We start from the raw sequence: 17628 nt of genomic DNA on the forward strand, positions 1-17628 counted from the left end.
CATCTCTACCGTAGATCACGCCTATCCTCGATTACTTGGATAGAAAGTTCAACAAACGGTACAAGAACACGGCTGTCTCAGCACGGGTCGTATTATTGCGTGGATGAATCATTCCCCCGTCACCTTGAATCAGTCCTTGTTCGATCATGCCTGCAATACTGCCTGCCGCATAATCAGATACATTTCCTGCATCTTTGAAGCCTTCAAGCGCCGCGATGTCACCCGCGACTTCTTTTGCTTTGGCTGCCTTCAACGCACGCGCTACCATGACCATCATGTCTTGACGCGTCATCTTAGCCTTCGGATCTAACCGATCGCCATCGATGCCAGTCACGATACCCAACTGCTTCGCAATAGAGACAGCCTCGTAATAGTAATCTCCCGCTTGAACATCTGCGAATGCATCGCTTGCTTCCACCTTCAAATCAAGTGCTCGCACGAGCATTAAAATGAAGTCTGCTCTGCTCACCTGTTCAGCTGGTTGGAATGCTGTAGATGATGTACCGTTCACGATTCCTAAAGCGGCCAACTTCTCAATGGCTTCTTGTGCCCATCCATGACTACCTAAGTCCGTAAATTGTGATACAGGCTGCTGGTAGAATACCGCATACGTACCTGCATGGTCTGTTTGGAACCGGATGTGCTTGTCGGCCGCTGAATAGGCTGCATTCGTAATCACGGTCGTCTCGCCTTTGTCATTGATCGATAGGATGCCGATTTTTGCTGCTGTCTCTTGACCAGCTAGCGAATACGGAATCGTAACGGTCATTGGCGCCTTCTCATTCTTCCATGCGATGGACTTGCCATCCATTTGCACCTCTAGCACAACAATTGGTCTGTTGCCTACTTGTGCTTGTGCCGCTTGGCTCAATGCCTTTCTGTCCTGTTCACGAACAACAAAGCGCAATTGCTTGCCGAGCTCAGCCGATTTCGCGAACATTTGTCCGGATACCGTGAACGATGCTATTGGCGTGCTCACTTCAATCAGAAGGTTAGGATTTTCGGACAAGAACGCTGCAGGAAGATCTACCGCATAGTTCGTTGCCGCGCCGTTTTTCTTCAGCTCAATGTTTACCTTCAGCTTGCCATCTGAATTGGCTTTCGCTTGCGACATCGCTTTCCGCATTTCCTGCTCGCTTATCGCACCGACTGCCGTTTTTCCATCGGATTGGAGCTTGGAGCTCACGACGGCTTTCACGGATCCATCCGGTTGCGGCTGAATTTCTGCAGGCGTTGGCGTTGGTGTTGGTGTTGGAACGGTCGTTCCGCCACCGCTGCTACCACTACCAGGGTTGCCGCTATCTTTCTTGTAATCAAAGCTCACTTTCACTGGCTCGCTCATATCACTCGTGGATAGAGATGCCTCATAGGTTCCTACTACATCACCCGTAAGCGTGAATGTAAACTGGAAGCTGCCCGCTTCAGTACTCTTCGTCTGCGCTTCATAATGAACTGCGCTATTCGGATCGAGTACTTTCAATTTCACATCGGCAGCGGTACTATTCTTCACGAACCCATCAATCGTTACTTTTTTCGTAGCTGCGTCTATAGTTGCCTTCAGACCTTCAATTGTTGTTGGAGTTCCTGGGGTTGCTTTCTTGTAATCAAAGGTCACTTTCACTGGCTCGCTCATATCACTCGTGGATAGAGATGCCTCGTAGGTTCCTTCATCATCGCCTGTTAGCGTGAAGGTAAATTCGAAGCTGCCTGCTTCGGTGCTCTTCGTCTGCGCTTCGTAATTGACCTCGCCTGTCGGATCAAGTACCTTCAAACTCACATCTGCAGCGGAGCTATTCTTCACTTGCCCAGCAATCGTTACCTTTTTCGTTGCTGCGTCTATCGTTGCCTCCAGACCTTCGATTGTGGTTGGCATTCCTTTCTTGTAATCGAAAGTCACTTTTACAGGCTCATTCATACCATCCGTGGATAGGTATGCCTCGTAGCTTCCTTCTTCATCACCCGTGAGGGTAAAGGTAAATTCGAAGCTGCCCGCTTTGGTGCCCTTCGTCTGTGCTTCGTAATTGACCTCGCCTGTCGGATCAAGTACTTTCAGTTTCACATCGGCAAGGGTGCCGTTCATGACAAGCCCATTAATCGTTACTTGTTTCGTTGCTCCGTTTACCGTTGCTGTTACACCGTCAATGGCTTTGACTTCCTCAGCTCCCGATAGGTTATAGATACCCAATTCATAGAAGGAGTATCCGTAATCTGTCGCTCTTTTTACCCCTTGGAATTTCATGTATCTCGCTTTGACCGGGTTAAACTGAACCGTTTCTTTGCCATCATGCGCCGTAATGATTCCGTCATTGGCCATCACATTGGTCCAATTCTGCTTATCGTTAGAGACGAGAAGCTTATAGGTTTGAGCACGAGCCGTCTCCCAATCGATTCTGACCGTATCCATCACTTTCTCTTCCCCAAGATCGACCATGAACCATGTGTTGTCAACATATTCACTCGCCCATCTGGAAGCAGGGAACCCGTCGACGGCTTTGGCAGCGGCATAATTCGCATTGTTACCTTCAACCGAAGAGGCTTCTACCGCTTTATTCTGCGCCATATTACCCGTGAGGTGATAGACGCTTTCCTTCAGCGTATTGTAAGCACCATCTTTAATGACATTATCTTTCTTGAGTTGGTCTAGCTTCGCATTGAAGGCTTTTAAGTATTTGGCAGCTTGTGCTGCATCTACTCCCTCGAAGCGCTTCATCATTTCCAAGTAGTTGTTCAAGGAACGAGCCGCTTCAGCGTTCGTAAATTGTTGTGCTTTCTCGAAACGATCGACTAACGCTTGGATCCCGGATGCATTCGTGGACGCTTCGATCACATATGTGGTTTTCTTCGATTTACCCGATGCCACGGTGATGACCAGCTCATGTTTCCCGAGTTTGCCTGCCAGATCAATGACCGTTCCTTCGGTATACGATTTGCCATCATACGTAGCTGTTACCTTTGTGATTCCGCTTCCGTCATCCTCTTTAAGCTTCCATGTAAACTTGATGGACGACGTATCAGGCAATGTAACTCCGCTTTGAAGCAGTTGCCCATTCATTTGTACTTCCGCCTCTGGAGGAGGGGCATTGTTGACTTGATACGTTCCTTTCACGAATTGGTACAGCCAATCATACATAATCCGTGTTGCAGGGTCTTTGCTTACCGCCGTATCGTACACGGCATTGTTGCCTTGGTAGTAAGCTCTGAAGCCCTCTTGCATCAGACCTGTCTCAACGCCGCTGTTCAGATAATCGATATACCGTTCGCGGAATACGCCATCTGTCAGCATACGGTCATCGAACTCCAGCTCATTGGACATGCCATACTGCTTCGCTAGGTTCGCTGCGTCTGCCAGACGGTCATAGCCCATTTCCTCAAAGAAATAGTTCGGTTGGAAGGCTACAGCATCAAAGCCGACATCCTTCCACATAAAGCCTTTGTATGCAAAAAAGTGAGGTATCCAGAAAAATTTCATATTTTCATTGTTTGCAACATTCATCGTGTGGACTTTCTCGCTTACGTAACGGATTAAAGCCGGTCCATCCGCACTCGTACTGATTTGCTCTTCCAGCCAGTACATACCCACGAGCTCGAGATGGGAATAATTCGCTGCTTCCCACTTTTGCTTCACTTGATTTAAATACCATTGAACCGCTTTTTCCCGATTCGCAAGCGCTTTCTCTTTGCCAACATCTGAAGCGTTGAAGCTTAAATTCTCACCATCAATGGTACCAAAATTCTTGATCGACTCCCCTGGGTCCGGAATCATCAAGACAACCTTTTCCTTTTGTGTAGGCTGTTTCAAGGCGATCCCGACTTCCTTGGTCGCTTCATTCAGCTGATACATATCTCCTGTAGGAGCAAATGTTTTCTCAAGATACCATTTCCAGTCCTCCAGGTATGCGTTACCGCCAAAATCACGGCCCGCTGTTGGAGGATTTATTCCGAGATAAAGGACACCGTCAAAGAGCCAATCGGTCGGCTTCCCTGTCTTATCGACATAACTGATGTTCGGAATGATCCGATCCTTCATCCAAGTTCCCTTATCATTCGCATATTTCCCGTTATAGAGCAATCCAAGATTCTTAATGCCTGCTGTAGCTTCGCCCGGTGCTAAGAACTGCGGTTCCGTCGTTGGAACGGATACCGCTTCAGCAGCTTTTCCGTCTGTACCGAGAATTTCAATTTCATCCACAAAGCTCATCGCTCTGGTATGCATTGTAAAGGTTACTTTCACATAACGAGCATAGGCCATCTTCGCTTCAGGCCCTACAGCTTTGATTCCGTCTTTGCTTCCATCCCATGTATAGGTCTCATCGTGTAGTCCATCGATCCACAGAACCTGGGTTGCATTATCCGAGAGCAATCCCCAATTTTGCTTATCGTCGGAGACGTACATCGAGACCGTCAAAGGTAAGAGCACGTTATTCGTAGGCCAATCCTGCAGAAAATGAGCTTTAATTTTGGAGATTGACTTCTTGTCTCCTAAATCAAACACGACTTCGCGTGTCTTCTTCTTGAGATGTCCGACCCACGCTGGATCTTTGACATCTAATTTGCCGTATTTACCATCTGTAAGCTTATAATTATCATCCGGATACGCAGCTTCCGGTGCTTCGGACCATGTATAAGAGAGCCCTAGTGCGAGATTACGATCGTTGACTGCTGCTTTCTCTGACAAGTTATAGACGCCAAATTCATAGAAGGAATATCCGTAATAGGTCGCTCTACTTATTCCTTGGAATTTAATGTATCTTGCCTTGACCTGGCTAAACTGCACGATTTCTTTGCCATCATGCGCGGTAATGATTCCGTCATTTGGCATCACATTGGCCCAGTTCTGCTTGTCGTTCGACACAAGAAGTTTGTATTTATCGGCGCGAGCATATTCCCAATCGATTCGAACCGTATCCATTTCCTTCTCTTCACCGAGATCAACCAGGAACCAAGTATTATCCGTTAATTCGCTCGCCCATCTTGAAGCAGGGAATCCGTCGACGGCTTTAGCCGGCGCGTAATTCGGATTATTGCCTTCGATCGATGAAGCTTCTGCCGCTTTATTTTGCGCCAAATTGCCTATGAGGTAATAGACGCTTTCCTTCAGCGTGTTGTAGGCTTCGTCTTTCATGACATTACTTTTCTTGAATTGATCAAGCTTTGCACTAAAACTCTTAAGATGCTTGTTATATTGCTCCTGATCTACGCCTTCGAATGGTTTCATCGTATCTAGAACGTCGTTCAGAGCACTTGCCGCTCCAGCATCTGTAATTTGGCCATTCTTCACGAAGCTATCCACTGCCGCTTGAATACCCGTTGCATTCGTTGATGCTTCCACGACATACGACGTCTTCTGCGATTTGCCCGATGTTACAGTAACGACCAGCTCATGCTTGCCTAACTTGCCAGTCAGAGGCATAACGGTCCCTGCGGTATAAGGCTTCCCATCATACGTAGCCGTTACTTTTGTAATTCCATCATCTTCTTTTAATTTCCATGTAAATGAAACGGATTGACTGTCCGGCAGGATGATTCCATTTTGGTACAGTTGCCCGTTCATTTGCACCTCTACCTCTGGAGGGGCAGCATTGTTGACGGTGTATGTTCCTTTCACATATTCGTACAGCCAATCATACAAAATACGTGTTGCAGGATCCTTGCTTACCGCTGAATCATACACGGCATTGTTACCTTGATAGTAGACATGAAAGCCATTTGTCATCAGACCTGTCTCAACACCGCTATTCAAATAATCAATATACCGCTCGCGGAATACGCCATCGGTCAGCATACGGTCGTCGAACTCCATTTCATTCGTCATCCCGTACTGCTTCGCTAAATTCGCTGTATCTTCCAGACGGTCATAATCCATCGGCTCGAAGAAATAGTTCGGCTGGAAAGCAGCAGCGTCAAACCCGACATCTTTCCACATATAGCTCTTGTATGCCAAGGAGTGAGGGATCCAGAAAAACTTCATGCTGTTATTGCCGGAAACATTCATAGTATGGACTTTATCGCTTACAGAACGAATCAAAGCCGGTCCATCCGCACTGGTACTGATTTGCTCTTCCAGCCAGTACATGCCCACGAGATCAAGATGGGAATAATTCGCTGCTTCCCACTTTTGCTTCACTTCATTTAAATACCACTGAACCGCTTTTTCTCGGTTTGCAAGCGCTTTCTCTTTTCCGACATCTGAAGCACTGAAGCTTAAATTTTCACCGTCAATGGTTCCGAAATTCGTTATAGATTCACCTGGGTCCGGAATCATCAAGACAACCTTTTCCTTTTGCGTAGGCTGATTCAAGGCGATCCCGACTTCCTTGGTCGCTTCATTCAGCTGATACATATCTCCTGTAGGATCAAATGTTTTCTCAAGATACCATTTCCAGTCCTCCAGGTACGCGTTACCGCCAAAATCACGGCCCGCTGTTGGAGGATTTAGTCCGAGATAAAGGACACCGTCAAAGAGCCAATCGGTCGGCTTCCCTGTCTTATCAACATAACTGATGTTAGGAATGATTCGATCCTTCATCCAAGTTCCCTTATCATTCGCATATTGACCATTATAGAGCAATCCAAGATTTTTAATGCCTGCTGTGGCTTCGCCCGGTGCTAAGAACTGCGGTTGTTCCGCTGGAACGGTTACCGCCCCATCGCTTTGCCCATCTTCACCCAGAATTTCAATTTCATCCACGAAGCTCATCGCTCTGGTATGCATTGTAAAGGTTACCTTCACATATTGAGCATAGGCTATCTTCGCTTCCGGACCTACGCTCTTGATGCCATCCTTACTTCCATCCCATGTATAGGTCTCCCCGTATTGTCCATCTTTCCAAAGCGTCTGGGTTGCATTATGTGAGAGAAATCCCCAATTCTGCTTGTCATCGGAGACATACATCGAGACCGTCAGCGGCATAAGTACATTGTTGGTTGGCCAATCCTGTAAAAAATGAGCATTAATCGACGAGATCGACTTAGCCTCGCCTAAATCGAACACGACCTCGCGGGTTTTCTTCTTGACATGCCCTACCCACGCTGGATCTGACTTATCCAATTTTCCGTATTTACCATCGGTAAGCTTCGTACCGTCATCAGGATATGACGATTCTGGCTCTTCTGACCATTCATAAGGAAGGCCCAAGGCCAAATTATGAATGCCATATACGGCGGAGACAACCCCCTCCTCCTTTGCCGGCACCTGCTCTTCAGGTGGCGTTGTCGGATCTGGCACCTCGCCTGAATTTGCCGGGTCGGTCTCACCCGGTGGGTTTACCGTTACCTGCTCTTCCGTTTGTGTTGGCGGAGGTGCTTCTTCCGCTTGCACGGCCGGAACCAGCGTGAACAATATAACTGCAATCATGGCGATAGAAATCCATCTTTTATTCCATTTCATACATGCTAGCCCCTTTCTTTTCTTTGTTGAGTCAAGAAACATCATCATACGTTTAAAAACATATTTTTCATTTCAATCTGAATTCGATGTTCTTTCCTCCTTTCCGTGATCCCACCGCAAAATTGAGAAGCCTAAGCGATGGCTTACTGTAACAGTATGAAACTTAACCCCTGATTCAAAGAGATAAATGATTACCTTTCGTATACATTTGTTTACATGTCCTTCGGAGAAACGGATCGAGCTGCAAACCTCCTCCGAACCTACTACGACTATAAGACTAGATGACCTACGAGAATCTATGTTTTATAGAATCCTATGAGTCTTAAGGAACGATTCAAAAATACTTCTATGTAACAGCAAAGAAAACCCCCTCTTCCGAAGATCTCATTGACAGCGGTATTCATAATCACAATTGTGACTTCACTCGGACCTAACTCATCATGATTCTATACACGGATAACCATCTGGAAATGACGCTACGAAATCTATCATTTCTTCTGTAATCGTCCAGCGGAATGCTTTTGTTAATACGGGGTCCCGAAAAAACGATTCCACGATCATGCGGTTGATGCTCGAATTATAAGCAACAAAAAGGTCCTTACAGTCTCCCCTTGCCGATTGTTGCAGATGAAGTGCCATGGCCTCCGAGTCCAAAGAAACATCCAACTCGCTAAGTCGAACGGTTTTCCTTTCCCGATATCGATTCGATAGAAAATGCAGTTCTATTTTTTCCAAATCGTAAACCAGGCTATAGGCAGTATCCTCCCGTTCTGCAGCCCGCAGCACTTCGAACATGAAATCCAATGGATCCTCCGCTTTAGATAGGACGGGTTGGGTAACTGTCGCAGCCGCAATCGCAAAGCGTTTCATCGAATTTCTGCAATAGTCATCATCAACATTAGACATAGTTGCTTCCCCATCTCCCAAGTCTTTGACTGCCTCGAGATAAGGTGTATTCGCCAGAACCGATATTGGTAGGTCTTCGCCGCTGTATACGTTCATCTTTCCATGTAAAAATTCAATAACTGCACACTGACCTGCGCGATCAGCGACCATGTAGTGAAGGCGTGACATTGGCTGAATAATACGGACTATAGAAGCCGCTTCAATAGCTTCCTGAACCACTGCGCAGGTATCAAGCAGGAGCTGGATCCATGGAAGCTCGCCAATGGCAGGCAAGCTACTGCTTTCTGGATAGGAAGACTGCCATAAGGTGGTCTGTTCCACCACGAGACCAGCTTCGTTCATCCCACCGTTAGGCATTTCCTTCCCCACCTGTGAGACGGTGATGCTCCCATAACGAGACACCCATTCAACCGGCTGATCCGGTGGCATCACCATCGCTCTTTTCGCAACTCCACGCTTATTTGTGAAAAGGTACGTTCCATCGTAAGGAACGTCTTGATTTTTGCCCAGCAGATTTATTCCTGCCTGACCGATGTGCATGGCCGTACTCATCCCTATTCATCTCCCTTCCGCAGTTTATTATCTAGTTCATCTAACCGTCCAGCATCAATCTCATCCAGCACGATATCGAGAATGGCATCAATCCGTTCGTCTTTCTGCTTCAGGACATCAGCCACCCTCGCAAGACGCAGTTCATCTACCCGCTCCTGCTGGAGCTTCCCTTTTTTCAACCGATAAGGCTCAATATCTACCTCTGCCGCTCCCTCCGCTTCCAGCGCTCCTACCTTCTGGTCGACGAGAAGAATGTGAAGTTCGTTCTTGGCAAGCGGTGTCAGCAGTTTCGCATAGTGATCATGATCGATAAGCAAGCCGCCCTCTATGCCGAAATAATCAGCGAGAGCCTGCAGCCGCTCATACGGTATGGGTCTTCGCTTCTTAATCCAATCTGAGAACTGTTGCGGTGTAATGTTGAGTTCGCGACCTATACCCGAATAGGACTGCTCATTGATCATGACCATGTATTCCAACACCGTTGTGGAACGAGCCATCTCTTGCTTATTCACCGGGATCCCCTCCTTGACGTATTTTATGTCAATACTATAACTTCAGACATATTTAATGGCAATAGTTTTTGGCATATTTTATGTCACCACGACTTGCTCATCGTATTTTGATCGTACAAAAATCCACAACCTTCACCGGTTGTGGATTCGCGTCTTACCTTTTCCAATTCATGAACACCTCAAACTCTTACATCCGAAAGATCGAATCTCTACTTACGTACCACCTGTTTTTGCAGCTGCTCAAACACCTGAGCTGTCTTACTCGACTCCTTTTCGTTATAGAAAATATAACCATTCTCCAAATTGATTCGGATATATGGAGGGTTATTTTTGAAAATATACAACCTGGAATTGCCTAATTCTTTCAGACGAAAATGTCCTCGTGCATACTGATCCGCAGCTTCGCCATTCAACTTAGAACTCAATCCATTCGCAAAAGTCCGATCATAAGCAGTGCGGTACCTAACAAAAGGCAGAGCGGCGAATAGAGCAGGCTATCCCATTTGGCGAACACCGTTCCCCGCTTCTTCTTAAAAAATCCTACCCATTTGAAGTCGCCGATTGCGCGAACTAGGAACACGACAGTTAGTAACCAACCGCCATACTTCAGCAGAATATCCGAGAACAGCCCTCGTTGAATGCCTCCCCATTCCAAGGCCAACCATGCCGCTAATGCGAGAAGTACAGCAACGACTCCCGTTCCGAGTTTGGATGGCCGAAAAATCGGTCCTGTTTCCATGCTCGGAATCACTGCCCTGTATCCCCCGCTACCTCCCCATACCCAATAGAAATGCAAGCCGCTTATGACAAACAAGATTCCGCCAACACCCCATGCAAGTATAATTACCATGTTCCGCCTCCTTAGGAATTCATCCATTTAGACCACAGCATTTGAATATGATGTTCGACTTCCTGCTCGCTGATCGATTCATGCTTATGTCGCTCGTACCAACCCAAGTAGTAATGGTATAACATCCACGAGACATGGGTTGCACGCTCTTCGGGGAAGCCCTTGCGTAGGAACAATCCTTTCGCGTACTCGATTCGCAGCTGCTCGACTTCATTCAGTACCGAGCAATAAGCCGGCTCCTTTAACGAAAGCTTTCGTAAATAAAAAAGAAATTCGCCTCGATTCGTATCCGCAAACATCTGCCGCAACACCGATAAAATCTGCTCATCCACACTCGATTCTTCGGAGGAAGAAACAATGACTTGATCTGTCGTACGCTCCCTCCATTTATCCACGATTCGCTTCTGAAAGGTATCCCGATTTTTGAAATACCAATAAAAGCTGCTCTTGCTGCATCCTAAAGATGCTGCCATTTTCTCAATGACAAGCGCCTCCGCCCCACCTTGTGCGAAGCATTGTAGTCCAATTTCAATCCATTGCTCTTCCGAAGCAACGATCTTTGGCATTTCATCACCTCTTTATGTACGGTACCGTCTAGATAGATCTATTGTAAACGGAAATCCGGCGGCTGTAAATATCTGTACGGTTGCGTACACAAAATATTCGGAGACTCGACTCCTACGTCACAATTCATACCCAAAAACACTGACCGATCAAGGCCAGTGTCTTATAGACTTGGGGGGAGCTGGTACTGCTCTGAGTTGTCACTCACCAGCAGCTATTTCGGGGTTACTGGCAAGGTGATCTCTAACTCGGGAATATACTCTACTTTTACATGTCCATTGGCATCTAATTGGAATTCATTCATGCTGTTTTCTTTATAAATATAGTTATACGGTTCTACTCACATAATCCATCCATTCCTGGGAATAATTACTCTGTCTACGTTCATAACAGAAACGGAGGATTACATGACTACGGAACTTTACGACAAACTTGGCGGTGAAGAAACCATTGGCAAAGTTGTTGATTACTTTTACGACCTCGTATTAGCCGATGATACCGTCAATCACTTTTTTGCTAACACAGACATGGACAAACAACGCCGTCACCAAACTAAATTCATCAGCTTTGCCATAGGCGGTCCGAATCAATATACAGGGCAATCTATGGCGAAAGTACACACAGGCATGAACCTGCAACCCGTACACTTTGATGCGATTGTAAAGCATTTGCATGATGCTTTAGAACATTTCGGAGTACAAGAAGCCGATATCAATCAAGCACTTAGTACAGTCGCAACGTTGAGGGACGATGTGATTAACAAGTAAATGTTTAAGAACAATTGAGATTGGGTTCAATCGGGTTAAAGAAAGGTTTGTTACTCCTTTACACACAGAAACCGAGAGATTGCGGAATTAGGCTCCTGCACTCTTCTCGGCTCTTCGACGTAATTATCAACTCAATATCGTTTTGTATCCAGGTTACTCGCATACTCACAGACTCTTAACTCACAACCCTCTACTCATCTTCTAGATCCTGCTCTTGCTTCGCTCTCAAACGATATACATAATACATTGGGATGAAACCGCAGATAAATAGGATAACTCCTATTAATAGGCCATCTATCCAGCCAGAGTTTGGTGTAATGGAAGTCAGATAAGTAACAGCTACTACAATAACAGTTAGTACTATCAAACTAACAATAAATGATTTCTTAGAATTTTTAAGTTCTTTTTCATGTTCTACGCTAACACTCATCGATAAATAGCCAGATACAACAGACGTTAACATAAATACCATCCAAAGTGGGTTCTCACGCATCCCCTCAAGTCCACCTTTAAAGAATTCGTACCCAAGAATGCATAAAACCCCAATGGTTTGGACAATATACGCAATTTTAATATTCTGTAAATTCCTTAGAATGAGTCGTTCATCTGTAATTTTCTTCATTCAAAATCCTCCTGATTCACCCAAAATATTTCATCTAATTTCGCGTTTACAGCATAGCAAATTTGTAAGCATAGCTTTAATGACGGATTATATTTCCCTTTTTCAATATGACTGATCGTTTGTCTTGTAATACCAACCGCATCAGCAAGCTGTTGTTGTGTTAAATCTGCTTTCACACGAGCAACCTTTACGTGATTTTTCATATAACCCCTCCATTGGTATTGTAACATATATATTACTTTATGTAAAATATATGTTACATACCGCCTACAGGACAAGGTTTATGACTTTTTTAATGTCTTCTTTAAGTTGCTTGCTTTCGAAGGATTTGTGAGAACTTTTCTCGATTGTGATTCAAATCCTGATTGGATTTTAAAATTTCGTATAGGATGAAGGCAATCAGTAAACAACAACACACTCGATAGGAGGACAAGATAGATGAATAAAATTAAGTTAGCCGAGGACACATACTGGGTAGGAAAGATTGATAATCGAGAGGTACCGTTTCACCGCTTAATTCTAGCAAAAGGAACGACGTACAACGCATACTTGCTGCACACGGCTAAACCAACTGTAATCGATACCGTAGATTTGGAGTTTGGTAGAGAATTTGTTGAATATTTAAGTCAGCTTATTGATCCCAGTGAGATTCAATATATCGTAATTAACCATACCGAGCCGGACCATTCCGGCGGTTTAGCTGCCTTGGCAGGAAGAGCGCCAAATGCCACGATCGTATGTACGGAATTGGCCGTTGATGATCTGAAAGAAATGTATAAGCTTCACTCGAGGAATTTCTTGGTCGTAAAGGATGGAGATACGCTGGATATTGGCGGAAAAACCTTAAAATTCAAAGAAACTCCATACCTGCATACCGCGGAAACAATGATTACCTATTGTGTGGAAGATAAAATTTTGTTCCCTTGCGATATTTTTAGTACGCATATGGCTGCACAGTCCTTCTTTGCAGATGAAGCAGGCTTTGATATTACAGAGGATTTTATTGGCTACTATAATGCCATTATTCATCCGCATCGCAGATATGTAAGAACGTTGCTTAAAGCCTTAGAAGAACTAGATGTGCAGATGATTGCTCCTTCGCACGGATTTATTCTGCGGACGGATATTCAGAAGTACATTGATCTTTATGCCCAATTAAGCGCGAATACGGTTGAAGATAAACGAGTCACGATTGTCTACACCACGATCAAGAACAATACCAAGAAAGTAGCTGAGCAGATCAAACGTATCTTTGAGGAGAATCAGATTGAAGCCTCCGTGTTCAATGCGGATAAAACAGATAAGGATGAGATTATCGCAAGCATTAAAGAAGCGGATGCGGTATGGATCGGAAGCTCAACCAAATATGCCGATATGATTGGGAATCTGGAAGACCTGCTTATCGACTTGAAGGAAATGAATCTGGAAGGAAAAATTGCGGCAGCCTTTGGTTCCTATGGTTGGAGTGGGGAAGCGATTGAAGTCATTCAAGATTATCTCATGCAGACGAATATGAATGTTCAAAGCACATCACAAGTCATTAAGACAACGGGTATGCTGCATGTTGAATTCCCTGTCCGCATTCGATTTGCTCCTAAGAACGAACAATTGAAGAAGATTGAACACGCAGCAGCCTTTGTTGCCGACTTATTGCAAAGCGCCATCTAAATCATTGATAAAGCAGGTGAAGCCATGAAAAAGAACTATTGTATCATCGGTACTGGAGTTGCGGCAGTCAACGCAGCGAAAGCCATTCGAGATCAGGATCCAGAAGGAAACATAATGGTATTCGGTGCAGAGGATGCCTTACCTTATAATCGAATTAAATTGTCCAAGGATTTATTCTCTGATTTACGCAGTGACAAAGTATTAATCAAGAAGGAAAAATGGTATGAGAAGCAGCAGATTCAGACGTTCCCGAATACAAGAGTCGAGCGCATCGATTTCGATCAACATACTCTAGTGACCTCAGCCGGCGAATGTATTGCTTATGATAAGCTGCTGATTTGTACTGGGGCAAATAATCGAAAGCTGATGGTTGACGGTATTGATAAACAAGGCGTATATAGCATTCGAGAAAGACATGAAGCCGAAGAATTCAAGGCATATATCGAGGATAAATCAAGTATTGTCAACATTGGCGGCGGGATTCAAGGCGTAGAGACCGTATGGTCCCTTGTGAAGGCAGGCAAGAAGGTGACGATCCTTGAAGTCGCTCCGCGATTAATGGCCAGACAATTAGATGAGCATACTAGCGAGCTGCTGAAAAAAAAGATCGAAGACGCGGGTGTACAGGTTCATTTGCAGGCTAACATTCAGCAAATTATTGGGGAAGATCAGGTTACAGGGATTCTAGTGAATGATAATACAATTCCGTGTGACAGTATCACCTATGCCATCGGTGTAATTCCAAATATGGATCTTGTAGAAAACACTGCCATGAAGACATGCAGAGGTATTGTGGTTAACGATAGAATGGAGACAAGCATTGCCGATGTCTATGCTGCCGGAGATGTTACAGAGTTGAATGGCGTAGTTGAAGGTCTGTGGGATCGTGCCATGGATCAAGGAAAGATCGCCGGTAAGAATATGGCCTCCATGGGAACAGAGGTATATCAGAAGACGATCCCATTAACCGTATTTAATGCATTCGATCTTTCCTTGTTCTCCATGGGTCTTGTGGATGAGGCTCAATGCGATACTACGCTGACGGAAGAAGACGGTGCAGGAAAGTATACAAGATTATTTTTAAAAGATAATCAGATTGTTGGTGTCATTTCATTAGAAAGTGTCATAGCTGCGGCACCTTATAAAGCCGCTATCGAGAACCAAGCTTCTGTCGCCGAGCTTAACCTGAACGAACTGTCGATCCAGGAGGTCATGGACTCGGTTAAACAAGGAGGAAATGAGTAATGGATAAATATATATGCATACCATGCGGGTACATTTACAACCCTGCTGTAGGTGATCCGGATGAAGATATTGAACCGGGTACTGCATTCGAGGATTTGCCTGAAGATTGGCTTTGTCCAGTATGCGGTGAAGGCAAGGATCAATTTGCCAAAGTAACAGAATAGTTAGAGGAACCCTATACAACATAACTTAGCATTACTACAAATAAATGAATAATTTTCTAATACCCTCACCCAAACCGCCTCCCGCTTGTTCATGCTTGAACAGGTGTATGGAGGCGGTTTATCTAGTTTGGATGGGTTCTTCACACCGAGGTTTGTGCTTGAAAACACAATGTTTCGCCCAACCCTCATGCTATACTATTCTCATCGATATTCATTATCGTTGACGTCAAGCGATATAGAATAATTTTTGACTAGGTGATGAATCTATGAACGAACATTCTTGTAACGATGATAAAGGTCAGGTTAAGGTACCCTGCCCGAAGAAGGTTCCGATTTTTCAGTCGTTATCCGATGAAGAGATTGTGAAGATATCCCGGATGACAAGGCATATTCAGTACAATAAGGGGCAGATGCTGCTTAACGAGGGTGAGAAATCGGATAAATTGTTTATTGTCAATAGTGGACAGGTTAAAGTTTCTAAATTCACAATGGATGGAAAAGAGCAAATTCTATATCTTCTTACGAGCGGGGAATTCTTTGGGGAATTGCATCTGTTCAATCCGGATGAAACACATAATTTCAGCGTATATGCAATTGAAGATACTGAGATATGCCTGCTAACCAAAGAGGCAATAGACCAGATTATGCAGAATAATCCTGGGATCTCAATGAAATTATTAGCAGCGTTAACCAAACGATTAGCACATACAGAGAATTTAGCGCAAAATTTGGCCACCAAAGACCCGGATGTTCGTGTAGCATATATGATTTTGGAATTTTGTCGAAAGTTTGGCAGCAAACATCAGGAAGGTATTCTAATAAAATTGCCAATCTCGCGAGAAGAGATAGCAAGTTATGTAGGAGTTACTCGAGAAACTATCAGCCGGAAGTTCAGCAAATTCGAAAGAATGGGCCTCATTTCCTTGTCTGGCAATAAGCAGCTTTTAGTTAAAAATCAACATGCGTTAAGAGAGTACATTCAATAATTTCATAGGAATAGGTTTTGTAATACAGCGCAAAAAGGACACCTCTGAGGTGTCCTTTTCATGTTGGTGGAGGCAAGGGGAATGTCGCTTCACCATAGATAACAGAAGCCGTAGCATCGGGCAGCCCTGTATGCTCCTCGCCTCGCTTCCCACCTGGACTCTTCATACTTCATACCTCATGCCCTCCCCTTATACAGCAGACCTTGGCCAGAGATGAAACTACGTATTTTTTGGGTTGATCCATCGATTTGATAAGCGCAGGCGACAGCATACTTCTCAGCCCCTCCGTCTGAATCTGAAGAAGTCCGCTATTATTGATATGGACAATTTGCTGCTTCTTTAACTTATTAATGACGCGATTAATCGTCTCACGCGTGGAACCAAGCATGCCGGCTAGTTCAGCATTTGTGAACATCGTAGTGAACTGCCTCCACTGGTCATCAAGCTGCTCACTATGCACCTCGCTTAGTCGAAGCAGCAAAGAAATGAACTGAACCTCAATCGGATAGAACGTTTTCACCTCAAGCCGGTGCTGTAAATCTATGATTTTATCCGCTAATAATTGCATCATCTTCAAACTTATATCTGGATAAGTGAGCAACAGCTGCTCAAAGTCTTTCACCTTAATCACGATGCATTGCACCAACATTGCCGCCATTGCATGGTGAGGATAGTTACCTGAGCGGAAAAAGCCGACATGCGGGCACATTTCACCACGATCAATCAGTTGGAACGTCTGCTCCATACCTGTCTCACTCATCCCGTACAGACGAACACGGCCCTGGGCGATAATATAAACGTTCTCAAGCTTCTCCGACTGAAGAAAGAGAGGGTCTCCTTTGGCGAAATACTCCTTGTGACAAATGCCCGCAACAACTTCAAGCTCTTCCTCTGTCAGATTGCTGAATAATTTAACCGACCGCAAAAATGTAATGATTGAGGTTTCGATCTCCATTATCTTTCTACTCGGATGAGTAACAGCTCAACATCGTCCACAGCTTGAAGGCTGTGCTGCTCCTTTGGCTCCATGTATAGCATTTGACTAGGCGTCAATTCCACGCGTTCACCTGCAACCTCAAAGACGACGATTCCCTTCTGAACAACAATGAGCAGATCCGCATTCGCCATATGGTCCGGGATACCGTTTCCCGCCGTTAATTGAATCTGAACAACCTTTGTTTTCTCAAAAGCGGTGAGTGGGGCCATGTATTTGTCTTTCTCATGCAAATGACTTTCAAGGTTGAATAACTTCATTGAAATAACTCCCTTTCATCCAGAAAAATTATGAATAATTTCGGATCTCATTATGATAATGATTATCAATGATAAAAGTATACCCAATCCATCATACATGACCTGTGATTCGAATCACTTCTAACACAAGTAAATTGAGTTCGTGTACATT

The 17628-nt window shown here is 44.7% G+C and carries 14 protein-coding genes; 5 read left to right on the forward strand and 9 right to left on the reverse strand.

All coding sequences use genetic code 11. The features are described 5' to 3' along the window. Nucleotides 1–31: 31 nt before the first annotated feature. The 5 genes from BVG16_RS33400 to BVG16_RS18860 form a co-directional block, all read right to left on the reverse strand. Nucleotides 32–7387, reverse strand: coding sequence for a DUF4855 domain-containing protein (locus tag BVG16_RS33400; protein WP_233147092.1), 7356 nt, complete (start codon nt 7385–7387; stop codon nt 32–34). A gap of 438 nt (nt 7388–7825) precedes the next feature. Beyond that, nucleotides 7826–8845, reverse strand: coding sequence for a carcinine hydrolase/isopenicillin-N N-acyltransferase family protein (locus BVG16_RS18840; protein WP_078500518.1), 1020 nt, complete (start codon nt 8843–8845; stop codon nt 7826–7828). A gap of 2 nt (nt 8846–8847) precedes the next feature. Then, on the reverse strand, nt 8848–9357 hold the full coding sequence (locus BVG16_RS18845; RefSeq protein ID WP_078500520.1) for a hypothetical protein: 510 nt from the start codon (nt 9355–9357) through the stop codon (nt 8848–8850). A 421-nt stretch (nt 9358–9778) separates the two neighbouring features. Then, a complete protein-coding gene (locus BVG16_RS18855; RefSeq protein WP_078500524.1) occupies nt 9779–10207 on the reverse strand; it encodes a DUF3995 domain-containing protein in 429 nt (142 codons plus the stop codon). 11 nt (nt 10208–10218) lie between these two features. Further along, nucleotides 10219–10773 (reverse strand): TetR/AcrR family transcriptional regulator, encoded by a 555-nt coding sequence (locus BVG16_RS18860; RefSeq protein ID WP_078500526.1) that lies wholly within the window; start codon nt 10771–10773, stop codon nt 10219–10221. Between the two features lie 405 nt (nt 10774–11178). On the opposite strand from BVG16_RS18860, the gene BVG16_RS18865 reads away from it, so the two are divergent. Next, nucleotides 11179–11538, forward strand: a complete 360-nt coding sequence (locus BVG16_RS18865; protein ID WP_078500528.1) for a group I truncated hemoglobin — start codon at nt 11179–11181, stop codon at nt 11536–11538. 190 nt (nt 11539–11728) lie between these two features. Here the strand turns inward: BVG16_RS18865 and BVG16_RS18870 are convergent, their stop codons facing one another. Next, the gene (locus BVG16_RS18870; protein WP_078500530.1) at nt 11729–12160 is read right to left on the reverse strand and encodes a hypothetical protein; all 432 of its coding nucleotides are present in this window, start codon (nt 12158–12160) and stop codon (nt 11729–11731) included. Then, entirely contained in the window at nt 12157–12363 is a 207-nt protein-coding gene (locus BVG16_RS18875; RefSeq protein WP_078500532.1) for a helix-turn-helix transcriptional regulator, read from the reverse strand. Before BVG16_RS18875 ends, BVG16_RS18870 begins: the two co-directional genes overlap by 4 nt. Nucleotides 12364–12598: 235 nt before the next feature. Here BVG16_RS18875 and BVG16_RS18880 point away from each other — a divergent pair, with 235 nt between their 5' ends. The 4 genes from BVG16_RS18880 (at nt 12599) to BVG16_RS18895 (ending at nt 16223) form a co-directional block, all read left to right on the forward strand. Beyond that, nucleotides 12599–13828: an FprA family A-type flavoprotein gene (locus BVG16_RS18880; protein WP_078500533.1), complete on the forward strand. Its 1230-nt coding sequence runs from the start codon at nt 12599–12601 to the stop codon at nt 13826–13828. A 24-nt stretch (nt 13829–13852) separates the two neighbouring features. After that, the gene (locus tag BVG16_RS18885; protein WP_078500534.1) at nt 13853–15073 is read left to right on the forward strand and encodes an NAD(P)/FAD-dependent oxidoreductase; all 1221 of its coding nucleotides are present in this window, start codon (nt 13853–13855) and stop codon (nt 15071–15073) included. Beyond that, nucleotides 15073–15237 (forward strand): rubredoxin, encoded by a 165-nt coding sequence (rd, locus tag BVG16_RS18890; protein ID WP_078500535.1) that lies wholly within the window; start codon nt 15073–15075, stop codon nt 15235–15237. Before BVG16_RS18885 ends, rd begins: the two co-directional genes overlap by 1 nt. Before the next feature lie 266 nt (nt 15238–15503). Further along, entirely contained in the window at nt 15504–16223 is a 720-nt protein-coding gene (locus tag BVG16_RS18895) for a Crp/Fnr family transcriptional regulator (RefSeq protein WP_078500536.1), read from the forward strand. Nucleotides 16224–16392: 169 nt separating this feature from the next. Here BVG16_RS18895 and BVG16_RS18900 read toward each other — a convergent pair whose 3' ends face one another. Then, nucleotides 16393–17178 carry a Crp/Fnr family transcriptional regulator gene (locus tag BVG16_RS18900; RefSeq protein ID WP_078500537.1) on the reverse strand — a complete coding sequence of 262 codons (786 nt, stop codon included), beginning with the start codon at nt 17176–17178 and terminating at the stop codon, nt 16393–16395. Beyond that, nucleotides 17178–17477, reverse strand: coding sequence for an AraC family ligand binding domain-containing protein (locus BVG16_RS18905; RefSeq protein ID WP_078500538.1), 300 nt, complete (start codon nt 17475–17477; stop codon nt 17178–17180). Before BVG16_RS18905 ends, BVG16_RS18900 begins: the two co-directional genes overlap by 1 nt. Between the last annotated feature and the right edge of the window lie 151 nt (nt 17478–17628).

Origin of the sequence: Paenibacillus selenitireducens, from assembly GCF_002021565.1 — a bacterium.
In the GTDB taxonomy this organism is placed as follows: domain Bacteria; phylum Bacillota; class Bacilli; order Paenibacillales; family Paenibacillaceae; genus Paenibacillus_K; species Paenibacillus_K selenitireducens.